This is a genomic window from Streptomyces sp. MH60 (genome assembly GCF_002939385.1).
Lineage (GTDB): Bacteria > Actinomycetota > Actinomycetes > Streptomycetales > Streptomycetaceae > Streptomyces.
Genome location: NZ_MULI01000020.1, coordinates 23,621 through 36,810, shown reverse-complemented (window position 1 = coordinate 36,810; position 13,190 = coordinate 23,621). Strand labels below are relative to the sequence as shown.

The window sequence follows — 13,190 nt, the reverse complement described above, 5'->3', positions numbered from 1 at the left end:
GAACCGCTCACCGTGCCTCGGAGCGCAGCTGGGTGAGGGACCGCGCGGTCAGGGGCCGGGGCTCCGCGTCGGGGTCGACGAGGACGACGGTGCAGGTGGCGGCGTGGGTGAGGGCGCTGGTGAAGCTGCCCTCGGCGAACTGGGCCAGCGGGCCGCGCGGTGAGCGCCCGACGGCGACCGTGCGGGCCCCGACCTCGGCGGCGTGCCGGGCCAGGGCGCGGCCCGCGGCGGCGTGGTCGCCGACGCCGGTGAGGATCTGGCCGGTGGCGGCCACGCCGAGGCCGCCCAGCCGGTCGAGGTGCGCGGTGACGGCGGCCTTCGCCTGTGCTTCGGTCTCGGTGTCGGCGGCCTGTTCCTCGACGACGGCGGTCTGCCGCACGTGCACGATCTCCAGCGGGCTCCTGGTGTCGCGGGCGAGGCGTGCCGCGGCGTCCACGACGGCGGCCGCCTCGGGGTGGGCGCCGACGGCCACGACCACGGGCGGCGCGTCGGTCGATGCCGGGGTGCCGACGGGCGTCAGCGTCGAGGCGACGGGTTCTCCCTCGCCGGTGTCCGCCTCGGCCTGGCGGAGCAACCGGTGTCCGCTGGCCAGGACGGGGATGGCGAGGAGGAAGGTGGCGGCTCCGACGTAGAAGGGGACGCTCAGGTCGGTGGCGTCGGCGAGCTTTCCGGCGACGTAGGGGGCCAGTCCGCCGCCGATGAAGCGCAGGAAGCCGTACGCGGAGGAGGCCACGGGGCGCTCGACCGGCGAGACGAGCATGACGGCCTGGGTGGTGAGGGTGTTGTTGATGCCGATGAAGGCGCCGCTGACGATGACCGCGACGATCACGGTGGTGGGGTCGGTGACACCCGCGGCTATGACGGCCATGACGATGCCGAGGCCGAGCAGGTTGGCGTAGAGGACGGGCGCGGTGCCGTAGCGGGCCTGCAGGCGGGGTGCGAAGAAGACGCTGAAGGCGGCGACCAGCAGACCCCAGGCGGTGAAGACCAGGCCGAGCTCGTGGGCGTCCAGCTCCATCGGGTACGGGGCGTAGCCGAGCATGGTGAAGAAGCCCCAGTTGTACAGCAGGGCCATGATGCCCATGGTCAGCAGGCCGCGATGGCGCAGGGCCTTCAGCGGGGCGAGCGGTGAGGTGACCCGCTTGGGCCTCGGCAGGTCGGGGACGAAGGCGAGGGTGGCGATCAGCGCGACGGCCATCAGGGCGGCGACGCCGAAGAACGGGCCGCGCCAGCTGATGCCGCCCAGCTCGCCGCCGAGCAGGGGGCCGACGGCGATGCCGAGGCCCAGGGCGGTCTCGTAGAGGATGATCGCGCCACTGAAGCCGCCGCTGGCGGAGGCCACGATGACCGCGAGGGAGGTGGCGATGAACAGGGCGTTGCCCAGTCCCCAGCCGGCCCGGAAGCCGACGATGCCGTTGATGGAGCCGCTGGCGCCGGCCAGGGCGGCGAAGACGACGATGACGGCGAGGCCGGTGACCAGGGTGCGCTTGGCACCGATGCGGCTGGAGACCCAGCCGACGAAGAGCATGGCGACGGCGGTGACGATCAGGTAGCTGCTGAACAGCAGGGAGACCTGGCTGGGCGTGGCGTCGAGGCTCTCGGCGAGCGCCGGCAGGATCGGGTCGACCAGGCCGATGCCCATGAACGAGATGACGCAGGCGAAGGCGACGGCCCAGACGGCCTTGGGCTGCCGGAAGGGACTGGCGGCCTTTCCACGGGGTGCACTCATGCGCGGTCTTCCTCCGGGGTGGACGGACGGTTGCGGATGACCCGGGCCAGGGCCAGGAGCGCGGTGCTGGTGGCCGCCTGCTCCGGCCCGGTCATGTCCTCCATGAGCTGCCGCAGGGCGTGGGCACGCTCGGCGCGCCGCGCGGCCACGACGTCGAGGCCGGTGGGTGTCACCGCCACGAGCACGACGCGGCCGTCGCTCGCGTCGGCGGTGCGCCGGACCAGGCCCGCGCGCTCCAGACGCGTGACGAGCTGCGTCATGTTCGGCTGGGAGACGCCCTCGGCCCTCGCCAGCCCGGTCAGCCGCTGGGGACCCTCGCGGCTCAGCCTGGCCAGCGTCGAGGAGGCGGCGGTGCTCAGGCCGCCGGTCCGGGCGCTCTGCCGCACGTACCGGACCATCTGCTCCACGGCGATGATCAGGTCGTCCGGATCCGGTGCGTCCCGGGTCGGACCGCTCGGGCCCGCGCCCTCCTTCGGTACATCCATAAGCGCATTATGCATTTAGATGTAGCGTGAAACAAGATGGATCGCCGCGGCCTCCCCCGTTGCGCCCGCCCGTCCCCGGGGCAATCGTCAGGGGAACGAGGGAGGAAACCGCATGGACGACTGGCGCGGGTTCGCGGAGCAGATGGCGTCGCTCGCACGCGATCTGCTGGCCCAGGAATCGGTGAACGACACCCTCAGGCGGATCACCGCCTCGGCCACCGAACTGGTGGCGGACTGCGACGCCGCCGGCATCCTCATCCTGCGCGGCGGCAAGGTGCAGTCACTGGCCCCCACGGAACAGGTGGTGATCGACAGCGACGACCTGCAGGGGCGGGTCGGAGAGGGGCCGTGTTTCGACGCCGCCCGCACCTCCACGGGGGAGCGCAAGTTCCGGATCGTCGACTTCGCCGACGAGGCGGTGCGCTGGCCCAAGTACGTCCCGGAAGCGCGCAGGCTGAACCTCGGCAGCATGATGGGCTTCCTGCTGTTCACCGAGGACGAGGACCTCGGCGCCCTGAACCTGTACTCCTACCGGCCCGGCGCCTTCACCGAGGCCGACGAGACGGCGGGCTGGCTGCTGGCCTCCCACGCGTCGGTCGCCTTCTCCAGCGCCCGTACCCACGCGCAGTTGCAGGAGGCCATCGGCACCCGGCACACCATCGGGGAGGCCATGGGCATCCTCATGGGCAGGCACCGCCTCACCGAGGACCAGGCCTTCGCCGCGCTCCGCCGGTACTCGCAGGACCACAACGTCAAACTCCGGGACGTGGCGGTACGGGTCTGCGAACGGGGCGGCCTGCCCTGAGAGAGCGCGGGGCGTTTGCTTCCCGCCCCGCGGGTAACTCCGGCATTCCGGACACCGAACCCGGGAGGCGCCATGTGGAAGCGCAAGGGCAGGAAGGACCGTCGGGCCGCCGAGCCGGTCCCCATGGAGCTGTGCGACCTGTGCGCCAGGGTCTTCCCCGAGGACGAGTCCGTGACGGGCTACGTGCCGGACTCGTCCGCGGTGCACGCCACCAACGAGTGGTTCGACGGGCTGCGGCTCATCACCGCGTGCTCGGACGACCACTTCGACGTGATCAAGGAGGGGTACGCGCACCGCCCCTTCGTGGACGAGGAGCTGTGGGCGGCGAAGCTGACCCGGGCCCTGACCACCGGCCCGCCGGCCCTGTCCATGGACCAGCTCGGATGCCGGACGGGACTCCAGGAGCCCCAGATACGCGCCGCCGTCGCCTGGCACAACGAGCGCGTGCGGGAAGCACAGGATCGCAGCGACCCCTGAGGTCACCGCCCCGGGCCACCGAGCCCTGGTGCCGGCGTCAGCGCGGCGGACGGACCCCGTGCACCCGGTAGGGCTCCGCGTCGGCCCACCTGACGTCCAGGCCGAGACCGGGCCGCGAGGTGTCGGGGCGCAGCGCCCCGCCCTCGGGCGACAGGACGCCGTCGAACAGCAGCCGCTCGACGCGCACGTGGTCGTGGAAGTACTCCAGGTGCCGCAGCCGCCGCACGGCGCAGAAGGCATGGGCGGACACGGCGGGCGCGCAGTGCGCGGACAGGTCCAGGTGCCGGACGGCGGCCAGACCGGCGACCTCCAGCACGCCGGTGATGCCCCCGCACCGGGTGACGTCGGCCTGGAGGCAGTCCACCGCGGGCCCCTCGGCCAGGTTGGCGAAGTCCTGAGCGGTGAAGGCGTACTCCCCCGCGGCCACCTCGAGCCGTGCCGGGCCCCGCTCGCGCAGCATCCGCAGCCCCTCCAGATCCGCGGAGCCGACCGGTTCCTCGAACCAGCGCACGTCCCACTCGTCGTGGAAACGGTGCGCCCAGTACAGGGCCTCCTTGCGGCCGAGCGCCCCGTTGGCGTCGGTGAACAGCTCCGTCCCGTCCCCCACCGCCCGGCGTACGGCGGTCAGGCGCCGCGGGTCGGCGTCCGGTTCCCGGGACGTCTTCAGCTTCACGCTCCCGATGCCCTCCTCGGCCCATCCGGCGAGCTGGCCGGTGAGGCGGTCCAGGGGGTAGTTGGTGAAGCCGCCGCTGCCGTAGACGGGCACCCGGTCGTGGTGGGCCGGCAGGAGCTGGACCAGCGGAAGCCCCAGCAGCCGTGCCTTGAGGTCCCACAGCGCCACGTCGACGGCGGACAGGGCCATGGCCCCCGTGCCGGGGCGGCCGGCGTTGCGCATCCGCGCGCCCATCCGCTCCCACAGGGCGGGCGGCGAGGAGACGGGGCCGCCCTGGACGACCGGCGTGAGCACGGAGTGCACGAAGGACGCCACCGAGACGTCCCCGTAGGTGTAGCCGAGTCCGGTGCGGCCACCGGCGTGCACGCGCACCAGGACCAGGGTCGTGGCGTCCCACTCCAGGGTGCCGTCCTGCTCGCGGCCCTCGGGCCCGTCGGTGGGGATCTCGAAGGCGTGCACGTCGACCGCGTCGACCACGCACTCGTCCAGTGTCCTCGTCTCCGGGCCGGTCACCGACGTCATCGCGCACTCCCTCGCCCTCGCGTCCCCGTGGCCGGTTCCCCACGCCGTCCGGTCCATGCGCGGGCCGTCCGGGTCAACCGACGTTTGTCCGGGCGCGGGCCGGGTCACTCAGTTCCCCGTCGCGAGCCATCGAAAGGACGCCCGAGGAGCCCCCGTGAACCGGTTGTGGCGGCCGTTCCACCGTGCGTGGGACTGGCTGGCCGCGTCCGCCCTGGTCCGGCGCGGCCGGGACCTGGAGCTGATGCACAGGGCCATGGGCTTCGCCACCCTCGCCCTGGTCACGCTCGCCCCGCTGCTGATCGTGGTGGCTGCGGCCGACCCGCTGGGCCGCGGGGGCTTCGCCTCGTGGCTGGCCGACGGCATGGGGCTGTCCGGACGGTCGGCCAAGGTGCTGACCGACATCATCAGCCCGCCGACCAAGGTCGTCGGCACGACGAGCGTGTGGGGCGGAATCCTGCTCGGCGTGTTCGGCGTGTCCTTCGCGGCGAGCGTCCAGAACGGCTACGAGCGCATCTGGGAACTGCCCGCCGGCCCGTGGCACCGCATCTGGCGCCAGATGACCTGGGTGGTCCTGCTGACCGCCTACCTCTACCAGGAGGTGCAGACCCGGACCGCGCTGCACGGTTCGGCGCGGATCGCGCTGTCGACCGCCAGCGGCATGCTGTTCTTCTGGTGGGGCCAGCACTTCCTGCTGGGCGGCCAGGTCCGCTGGCGCGATCTGCTGCCGGGAGCGCTGGCCACGATGGTGGGCCTGATCGGCCTGCGCGGCTTCTCGTACCTCTTCTTCACGCCGCTCATCCTCGACAACGCCTTCAGCTACGGCGCGGTCGGCATCGTGCTGGTGGTGGAGTCCTGGCTGATCGGGGTCGGGTTCGTCGTCTTCGGCGGCGCGATGGTCGGGCACTGGTTCTGCGAGCACCACTGGTGGGCGCGGAACATCGACCGCAGACCGGACTGACCCGCGCAGGGCCCGTCAGCCGGCGCGCCGGCGCAGTCCGCCCGCGAGGGCCGCGGCCACCGCACCGGTCGCGGCCGTGGCCAGGGCCAGCGGCCGGCGGTTGCGGGAGATCCAGAACTGGACGCTGCGCGAATGGGCCTCGTCGTCGAAGATCCCGTGCGCGCCGTAGTCGTCCGGGGCGGTGTCGTCCGGCGGCTTCCAGAGGTTGACCGGCCGCGACGGGTCGACGGGCCGGTCCGTCTGCTGCCCGTCGTAGCCGGTGCGCGCCAGGTAGCGGTCGAGGAGACCCGGGGCGAGCTTCTGGCCCAGCAGCGTGGCGACGGTGGAGCCGCCCACCCAGTACACGCGCCGCTCGGGATGGTCCGCGGCGTGCAGCACCGCCCGGGCGGCCACCTCGGGCTGGTAGACGGGGGCCACCGGGCGCGGATGGCGGGGCAGCCGGGTGAGGACCCAGCTGAACTGGGGCGTGTTGAGCCCCGGCATCTGCACCATGGTCACCCGCACCCCGCTGCGGTCGTGCAGCAGTTCGCAGCGCAGCGACTCGGTGAACCCCTGGATGGCGTGCTTGGCCCCGCAGTAGACGGCCTGGAGCGGGACGCTGCGCTCGGCCAGGGCCGATCCCACCTGGACGATGGTGCCGCGATCACGCGGTGTCATGCGCCGCAGGGCGGCCTGGGTGCCGTGGACGAAGCCGAAGTAGGTCACCTCGGTGGCCCGTCTCAGCTCCTCGGGCCGGATCTCCGGCACGGGCGCGAAGACGGTCGAGAACGCGGCGTTCACCCATACGTCGATCGGGCCGAACTCCTCCTCGACGCGGGTGGCCGCCGCGTCCACGGCCTCCGCGTCGGCGACGTCCACGACCAGCGGCAGCGCGCTCCCGCCGGCCGCGCGCACCTCCTCGGCCGCCCGTTCGAGGGCGTGCTCGCCCCGCGCGAGCAGGGCCACCGCGGCCCCGCGCGCGCCGAACGCCCGGGCGGTGGCCCGGCCGACGCCGCCGGTCGCGCCGGTGACGACGACGACCTCGGTGCCGTTCGTCCCCCGGTGACGGACGCCGCTCACTTCTTGCCCCGGCCGGGGAGGTGCTCGGCGTACTCGGTGAGCTTCTGGCGTACGCCCTTGGTGGCGATCCCGGTCAGCTCCGGGTCGTGCAGCGCCGCCTTGATGGCCTTCTTGCCCTGGTCCTTCATGATGTGCGGCGGGATCGGCGCGATCTCCGCGTCGACCTTGAACTCCAGGACCACGGGCCGGTCGGCGGCGAGTGCCTCGTCCCAGGCGGAGCCGACCTTCTTGGGGTCGGTGCAGACGATGCCCTTGAGGCCGAGGAGTTCGGCGTAGGCGGCGTAGGGGACGTCGGGGATGACCTGGGAGCCCGGGTACTTGGGGTCTCCGGCCATGGCGCGCTGCTCCCAGGTGACCTGGTTGAGGTCCTGGTTGTTGAAGACGCAGAAGATCAGCGGCGCCGACCCGGACAGGCGGTCCAGGTAGCGCTTGACGGTGATCATCTCGTTCATGCCGTTCATCTGGAACGCGCCGTCCCCGATGAAGGCGATCACCGGGCGCTCGGGGTAGGCGAACCGCGCCGCGATGGCGTACGGCGTGCCCGGGCCCATCGTGGCCAGGGTGCCGGAGAGCGAGGCCTGCATGCCGTCGCGCAGCATCAGGTGGCGCGCCCACCAGTTGGTGCCCGAACCGGAGTCGGCCGTCAGGATGACGTCGTCCGGCAGCCGCGGCGAGAGTTCGGCGGCGACGGCCTGGGGGTTGATGGTCTTCTCGAAGTGCTCGCCCGCCCAGCGGTCGCACAGGTCGTGCCACTCCCGCACGTCCTTCTCGATCTTCTCCCGCCAGCCCCGGTCCTCCTTGCGCTGGAGCATCGGGATGAGGGCGCGCAGGGTCTCCCTGGAGTCGCCGACGAGATGGGCGTCCATGGGATACCGGATGCCGATCATGCGGCCGTCGATGTCGATCTCGACGCCCCGGGCCTGCCCCTCCTCGGGCAGCCACTCCGAGTACGGGAAGCTGCTGCCGACCATGAGCAGGGTGTCGCAGCCCTTGATCATGTTGTCGCTGGCCTTGCTGCCCAGCAGGCCGATGGGCCCGGTGACGTAGGGCAGGTCGTCGGGCAGCACCTCGCGGCCGAGCAGGGCCTTGGCGACGCCGGCGCCGAGCAGTTCGGCGACCTCCTTCACCTCGGCCTCGGCCTTCGCCGCGCCCTGGCCGACGAGCATGGCGACCTTGTTCCCCGCGTTGAGGACGTCGGCGGCCTTGCGCAGCTCGTCGAGGTCGGGCAGCACCCGCGGTTGGCTCCAGCCCACGCTGGAGAAGACGGACCCGTGCTCCCTGGGCGGGGAGGGCTGGGCCTCCTCCTCCTGGATGTCGTTGGGGATGATGATGGTGGCGACGCCCCGGGTGGTCAGCGCGGTCTTGAAGGCCCGGTCGATGACGTGCCGGGCCTGGCCCGGGTGCACGACCATCTGGCAGTACTCGGACACGTCCGCGAAGAGCTGGTCGAGGGCGATCTCCTGCTGGTAGTGGGTGCCCAGCGACAGCCGCTTCTGCTGGCCCACCACCGCCACCACGGGCTGGTGGTCGAGCTTCGCGTCGTAGAGGCCGTTGAGCAGGTGCACGGCGCCCGGTCCCGACGTGGCGACGCAACAGCCCACCTCGCCGGTGAACTTGGCGTGGCCGCAGGCCATGAACGCGGCCATCTCCTCGTGCCGTGCCTGGATGAACTCCGGGTCGCCGTCGGCCCGGTCGAACGCGCCGAGCAGACCGTTGATGCCGTCACCCGGATAGCCGTACACCCGCTGGACGCCCCACTCGGACAGACGCTGGAGCACATAGTCGGCGACTTGGGTCATGGAGCTCTCCCGGACGTGGGGGGACGACGGTCGGCTTGTGGGGTTACCGTCGCAGCCGCTCCTAAACCGGCAGTCCGTCCCCTTCCGCCCCTCTCGCGCCCGGTCGCCTAGGCCGGCGGCGGTGCCGTGCTCGCCCGGGTCACCAGCCGGGTCGGCACCAGCGTCGTGCCCCGCTCCGGGCCGGCCGCGCGCATCTTGCGCAGCACGGCCCGCACGCACAGCCGCCCGACCTCGGCGAAGTCCTGGTGGACGGTGGTCAGCGGGGGCAGGAAGGACCCGGCCTCGGCGATGTCGTCGAAGCCGATGACGCTGACGTCCTCGGGCACCCGCCGGCCGCGTTCGTGCAGGGCGCGCAGCAGGCCGAGGGCCATCTGGTCGTTGGCCGCGAAGACGGCGGTGCAGTCCTCGCGGTCGGCGAGTTCCAGGCCGGCCCGGTAGCCGGACTCCGCCGACCAGTCGCCCCGGACGAGCGGCGGCGGGGTGCGGCCCGCCTCGGTGAGCGTCCGCCGCCAGGCGTCGGTGCGGCGCTGGGCGGCGAAGGAGCCCTCGGGGCCACCCAGGTGCCACACCGTGTCGTGCCCGAGGTCGAGCAGGTGGCGCACGGCGGCGCGGCTGCCGCCCGCCTGGTCGGTGTCGACGACCGTGTAGGTGTCGCCGGCGTCGGAGTCGACCACGACGACCTGGACGTGCGGCGGCAGTTTGAGGGAGGCCGCGTCCAGGAGGTGGACCTCCATGATGACGATGACCGCGTCGACGGCCAGTTCCTCCAGGCGCGAGAAGGCGCCGCGCACCTCGTCCTGGGTGGGGACGGCGACCGGCAGCAGCGTCACCGCGTACCCCTCGCTCGCCGCGGAGGTCGCGATGGCCTCCAGGGTGCGCACGTTGCCCGTGGTGGCCAGCGTGAAGGTGATGACGCCGATGGTGCGGAACTCGCCCCGTTTGAGGGCCCGGGCCGCGCTGTTGGGGCGGTAGCCCAGCTCCTTCATGGCCGCCAGCACCTGCTGCCGGGTCTCCTCGGTCACGCCCGCGTAGCCGTTGGAGACGCGGGAGACGGTCTGCGAGGAGACTCCGGCCAGCCGGGCCACGTCCGCCATGGAGGCCGTGCGGTCCCGGCCGCGCCGGGGACGCGCGGGTGCGCTCGTCGGGACTTCCTCAGCCGTGCTCACTCGCCGTCAGCCGCCTCTCTGTCGCTGTCAGGTCCGGGTGTGAAAGGACCCTTGACCGTCGTCATCGGGGCAGTGTAGACATGCCGCCATCAGATGTTTACGTAAACATAACAGCTCGGCGCCCTTTCGCGGAGCCCGATGTTTACGCAAACATCGGCGAAGTTCCAGCACGTGGACGAGCGAGGACGACATGACGACGCTGCAACCGCCGGCCGCCGCCGAGCCGCGGCCGGCCCCACCCCCGGTGCGGCGGGACCGCCGTTCCTGGACGGGGTGGGGCTTCCTCGGTCCCTTCGTGGCCGTGTTCGCCCTGGTGTTCCTGGCGCCCATCGCCTACTCGGTCTACCTCAGCCTCTTCCGCGACCAGCTGATCGGCGGGACCACCTTCGTCGGCCTGGACAACTACGGCGAGGCGCTCAAGGACGAGCAGTTCTGGGCCTCGCTCGGCCGGGTCTCGCTCTTCCTCGCCGTACAGGTGCCGATCATGCTCGGCATCGCGCTGCTCGTGGCCCTGGCGCTGGACAGCGGCCGCCTCTACGGCCGGGACTTCTTCCGCATCTCGATCTTCCTGCCGTACGCCGTGCCCGCCGTGGTGGCCACCCTGATGTGGGGCTTCATGTACGGCACCCGCTTCGGCCTGGTCGGCGACATCAACGGCGCGCTGGGCGTCTCGCTGCCCGACCCGCTTTCCCCCGACCTGGTGCTGGCCTCCATCGGCAACATCGTGACCTGGGAGTTCGTCGGCTACAACATGCTGATCTTCTACTCGGCCCTGCGGGTGGTCCCGCACTCGCTGTACGAGGCGGCGCAGATCGACGGCGCCGGCCAGATCCGCGTGATCACCGCCATCAAGCTCCCGGCCATCCGCGGGGCCCTGGTGATCGCGACGATCTTCTCGATCATCGGCAGCTTCCAGCTCTTCAACGAGCCCAGCATCCTGCAGCCCCTGGCGCGCAACGCCATCACCACGGACTACACGCCGAACTACTACACGTACGCGCTGTCCTTCAACGGACAGCAGCACAACTACTCCGCGACGGTCGCCATCGTCATGGGGCTGATCACCATGGTCATCGCCTACGCCGTGCAGCTGCGCGGCATGCGCAAGGGAGTGTGAGGCAGCGATGACCAGTCCCGTCGCCAACGTTTCCGACCGTTCCACGCCCGTGCCGTCCGGCACCTCGGGCTCCGTCCCCCGGCTGCGTTCACCCCGGCGCCGGCACTCCGCCGACCAGCCCCGGCGCAGCGTGCTGCTGACCGCGCTCACCGCGCTCGTGCTGCTGTACAGCCTGGTGCCGCTGGTCTGGCTGGCCATCAGCGCCACCAAGACACAGGAGGGACTGTCCCGTTCCTCCGGTCTCTGGTTCGACGGCGACTTCGCGCTGTGGGACAACATCACCGAGACGTTCACCTACGACGACGGCGTCTTCACCCGCTGGCTGCTCAACACCCTGCTGTACGTGGGCCTCGGCGCGGGCGGCGCCACCTTCCTCGCCGTGCTCGGCGGCTACGCGCTCGCCAAGTTCCACTTCCCCGGCCGGCGTGCCGTGTTCGCCGTCGTCATCGGCGCGGTGGCGGTGCCGGGGACGGCGCTGGCGGTGCCGACCTTCCTGATGTTCAGCAAGATGGGGCTCACCAACACGCCCTGGGCGGTGATCATCCCGTCCCTGATCTCGCCGTTCGGCCTCTATCTGATGTGGGTGTTCGCCACCGAGGCCATCCCGACCGAGCTGATGGAGGCGGCCCGCATCGACGGGGCGGGCGAGGTGCGCACCTTCTTCCGGGTCGCCCTGCCGCTGCTGGCGCCCGGCATCGTCACCGTCCTGCTCTTCACCATGGTCGCGACCTGGAACAACTACTTCCTGCCGCTGGTCATGCTCAAGGACCCCGACTGGTATCCGCTGACCCTGGGGCTCAACAGCTGGAACCAGCAGGCCGCGACCGCGGGCGGCGAGGCCGTCTTCAACCTCGTCGTCACCGGGTCCCTCATCACCATCCTGCCGCTGATCGCCGCCTTCCTGCTGCTCCAGAAGTACTGGCAGTCCGGCCTCGCCGCCGGAAGCGTCAAGGAATAGCCCTCCCCCTCTCCTGCCCATCACCGTCAACCCCGCCAACCCTCAACGGTGCCGGTTCCGGCCACGAAGAAGTGGAAGCACGCCCATGCCCACACACCTGACCAAGCACTCGCGCCGCCTCCTGCGCGCCACGGTCCTCGTCTGCGCCCTCGCCCTGGGCGCGAGTGCCTGCGGCGACTCCGACGACGGGGGGCCGGGCAACAAGGCCGTCTCCGAGGCGGACATACAGGCGGCCCTCAAGGAGGGCGGCACCCTCACGGTCTGGGCCTGGGAGCCCACCCTCAAGCAGGTCGCCACCGACTTCGAGAAGGCGCACCCCGGCGTCAAGGTCGACCTCGTCAACGCCGGGACCAACAAGGACCAGTACACGGCGCTGCAGAACGCCATCTCGGCGAAGAAGGGCGTCCCCGACGTCGCCCAGATCGAGTACTACGCGATGGGCCAGTACGCCCTGACCAAGCAGCTCACCGACCTCAAGTCCTTCGGCGCCGACAAGCTCTCCGCCAAGTACTCCCCCGGCCCGTGGAACGGGGTGAAGGCCGGTTCGGACGGCATCTACGCGCTGCCGATGGACTCGGGCCCGATGGCGCTGTTCTACAACAAGAAGGTCTTCGACAAGTACGGCATCGAGGTGCCCACCACCTGGGCCGAGTACCTGGACGCCGCCCGCGACCTGCACAAGGCCGACCCGAAGGCGTACATCACCGCCGACAACGGCGACGCCGGGTTCGCCACCAGCATGCTCTGGCAGGCCGGTTCGCGCCCCTACACGGTCGACGGCACCAAGGTGAAGATCGACTTCTCCGACCAGGGCGCCAAGACGTTCACCGGCACCTGGCAGAAGCTCATCGACGAGAAGCTGCTCGCCTCCGTCCCCGCCTGGACCGACGAGTGGTACAAGGGCCTCGGCGACGGCAGCATCGCGACGCTGGCCACCGGCGCCTGGATGCCGGCCAACCTGGAGTCCGGTGCGAAGGCGGCGTCCGGTGACTGGCGCGTCGCCCCGATGCCGCAGTGGACCGCGGGCGGCAAGGCCAGCGCCGAGAACGGCGGCAGCGCGCTCGCGCTGCCGGAGCTGGGCAAGAACGAGGCGCTGGCGTACGCCTTCGTCGAGTACGCGAACGCCGGGGACGGCGTGCAGACGCGGCTGAAGAACGGCGCCTTCCCGGCGACCACCGCGGATCTGCAGTCCACGAAGTTCCAGGACACCGCCTTCCCGTACTTCGGCGGCCAGAAGGCCAACAAGATCTTCGCCGAGTCGGCCGCGGACGTCCCCGACGACTGGTCGTACCTGCCCTACCAGGTCTACGCGAACTCGGTCTTCAACGACACCGTCGGCAAGGCCTACGTCTCCGGCACCACGCTGGCCGAGGGCCTCAAGTCCTGGCAGGAGGCCTCGGTCAAGTACGGCGAGGAGCAGGGCTTCACCGTCGAGAAGTAGC

12 protein-coding genes are annotated in these 13,190 nt (G+C 71.4%); 6 read left to right on the top strand and 6 right to left on the bottom strand.

All coding sequences use genetic code 11. The features are described from left to right. Nucleotides 1-7 precede the first annotated feature (7 nt). Nucleotides 8-1,729: an MFS transporter gene (locus BZZ08_RS15395; protein WP_157953340.1), complete on the bottom strand. Its 1,722-nt coding sequence runs from the start codon at nt 1,727-1,729 to the stop codon at nt 8-10. Further along, the gene (locus BZZ08_RS15390; protein WP_104632783.1) at nt 1,726-2,214 is read right to left on the bottom strand and encodes a MarR family winged helix-turn-helix transcriptional regulator; all 489 of its coding nucleotides are present in this window, start codon (nt 2,212-2,214) and stop codon (nt 1,726-1,728) included. Before BZZ08_RS15390 ends, BZZ08_RS15395 begins: the two co-directional genes overlap by 4 nt. A gap of 112 nt (nt 2,215-2,326) precedes the next feature. On the opposite strand from BZZ08_RS15390, the gene BZZ08_RS15385 reads away from it, so the two are divergent. Together BZZ08_RS15385 and BZZ08_RS15380 are read left to right on the top strand one after the other, a co-directional pair. Continuing rightward, the gene (locus BZZ08_RS15385) at nt 2,327-3,019 is read left to right on the top strand and encodes a GAF and ANTAR domain-containing protein (RefSeq protein ID WP_104632782.1); all 693 of its coding nucleotides are present in this window, start codon (nt 2,327-2,329) and stop codon (nt 3,017-3,019) included. Nucleotides 3,020-3,091: 72 nt separating this feature from the next. Continuing rightward, the gene (locus BZZ08_RS15380; RefSeq protein ID WP_104632781.1) at nt 3,092-3,496 is read left to right on the top strand and encodes a hypothetical protein; all 405 of its coding nucleotides are present in this window, start codon (nt 3,092-3,094) and stop codon (nt 3,494-3,496) included. Nucleotides 3,497-3,533: 37 nt separating this feature from the next. Here the strand turns inward: BZZ08_RS15380 and BZZ08_RS15375 are convergent, their stop codons facing one another. After that, nucleotides 3,534-4,691: an enolase C-terminal domain-like protein gene (locus tag BZZ08_RS15375; RefSeq protein WP_104632780.1), complete on the bottom strand. Its 1,158-nt coding sequence runs from the start codon at nt 4,689-4,691 to the stop codon at nt 3,534-3,536. 154 nt (nt 4,692-4,845) lie between these two features. Here BZZ08_RS15375 and BZZ08_RS15370 point away from each other — a divergent pair, with 154 nt between their 5' ends. Further along, nucleotides 4,846-5,649, top strand: coding sequence for a ribonuclease BN (locus tag BZZ08_RS15370; RefSeq protein ID WP_104632779.1), 804 nt, complete (start codon nt 4,846-4,848; stop codon nt 5,647-5,649). 15 nt (nt 5,650-5,664) lie between these two features. Here BZZ08_RS15370 and BZZ08_RS15365 read toward each other — a convergent pair whose 3' ends face one another. The 3 genes from BZZ08_RS15365 to BZZ08_RS15355 form a co-directional block, all read right to left on the bottom strand. Then, nucleotides 5,665-6,708 carry an SDR family oxidoreductase gene (locus BZZ08_RS15365; RefSeq protein ID WP_104632778.1) on the bottom strand — a complete coding sequence of 348 codons (1,044 nt, stop codon included), beginning with the start codon at nt 6,706-6,708 and terminating at the stop codon, nt 5,665-5,667. Beyond that, the gene (locus BZZ08_RS15360) at nt 6,705-8,507 is read right to left on the bottom strand and encodes a thiamine pyrophosphate-requiring protein (RefSeq protein WP_104632777.1); all 1,803 of its coding nucleotides are present in this window, start codon (nt 8,505-8,507) and stop codon (nt 6,705-6,707) included. Before BZZ08_RS15360 ends, BZZ08_RS15365 begins: the two co-directional genes overlap by 4 nt. A gap of 107 nt (nt 8,508-8,614) precedes the next feature. Beyond that, nucleotides 8,615-9,673: a LacI family DNA-binding transcriptional regulator gene (locus tag BZZ08_RS15355; protein WP_104632776.1), complete on the bottom strand. Its 1,059-nt coding sequence runs from the start codon at nt 9,671-9,673 to the stop codon at nt 8,615-8,617. Between the two features lie 190 nt (nt 9,674-9,863). Here BZZ08_RS15355 and BZZ08_RS15350 point away from each other — a divergent pair, with 190 nt between their 5' ends. From BZZ08_RS15350 to BZZ08_RS15340, 3 genes are all read left to right on the top strand, one after another. Further along, on the top strand, nt 9,864-10,790 hold the full coding sequence (locus BZZ08_RS15350; protein WP_104632775.1) for a carbohydrate ABC transporter permease: 927 nt from the start codon (nt 9,864-9,866) through the stop codon (nt 10,788-10,790). A gap of 7 nt (nt 10,791-10,797) precedes the next feature. Beyond that, nucleotides 10,798-11,748, top strand: coding sequence for a carbohydrate ABC transporter permease (locus tag BZZ08_RS15345; RefSeq protein WP_104632774.1), 951 nt, complete (start codon nt 10,798-10,800; stop codon nt 11,746-11,748). An 85-nt stretch (nt 11,749-11,833) separates the two neighbouring features. Further along, a complete protein-coding gene (locus tag BZZ08_RS15340) occupies nt 11,834-13,189 on the top strand; it encodes an ABC transporter substrate-binding protein (protein WP_104632773.1) in 1,356 nt (451 codons plus the stop codon). The last annotated feature ends 1 nt before the right edge of the window (nt 13,190 follow it).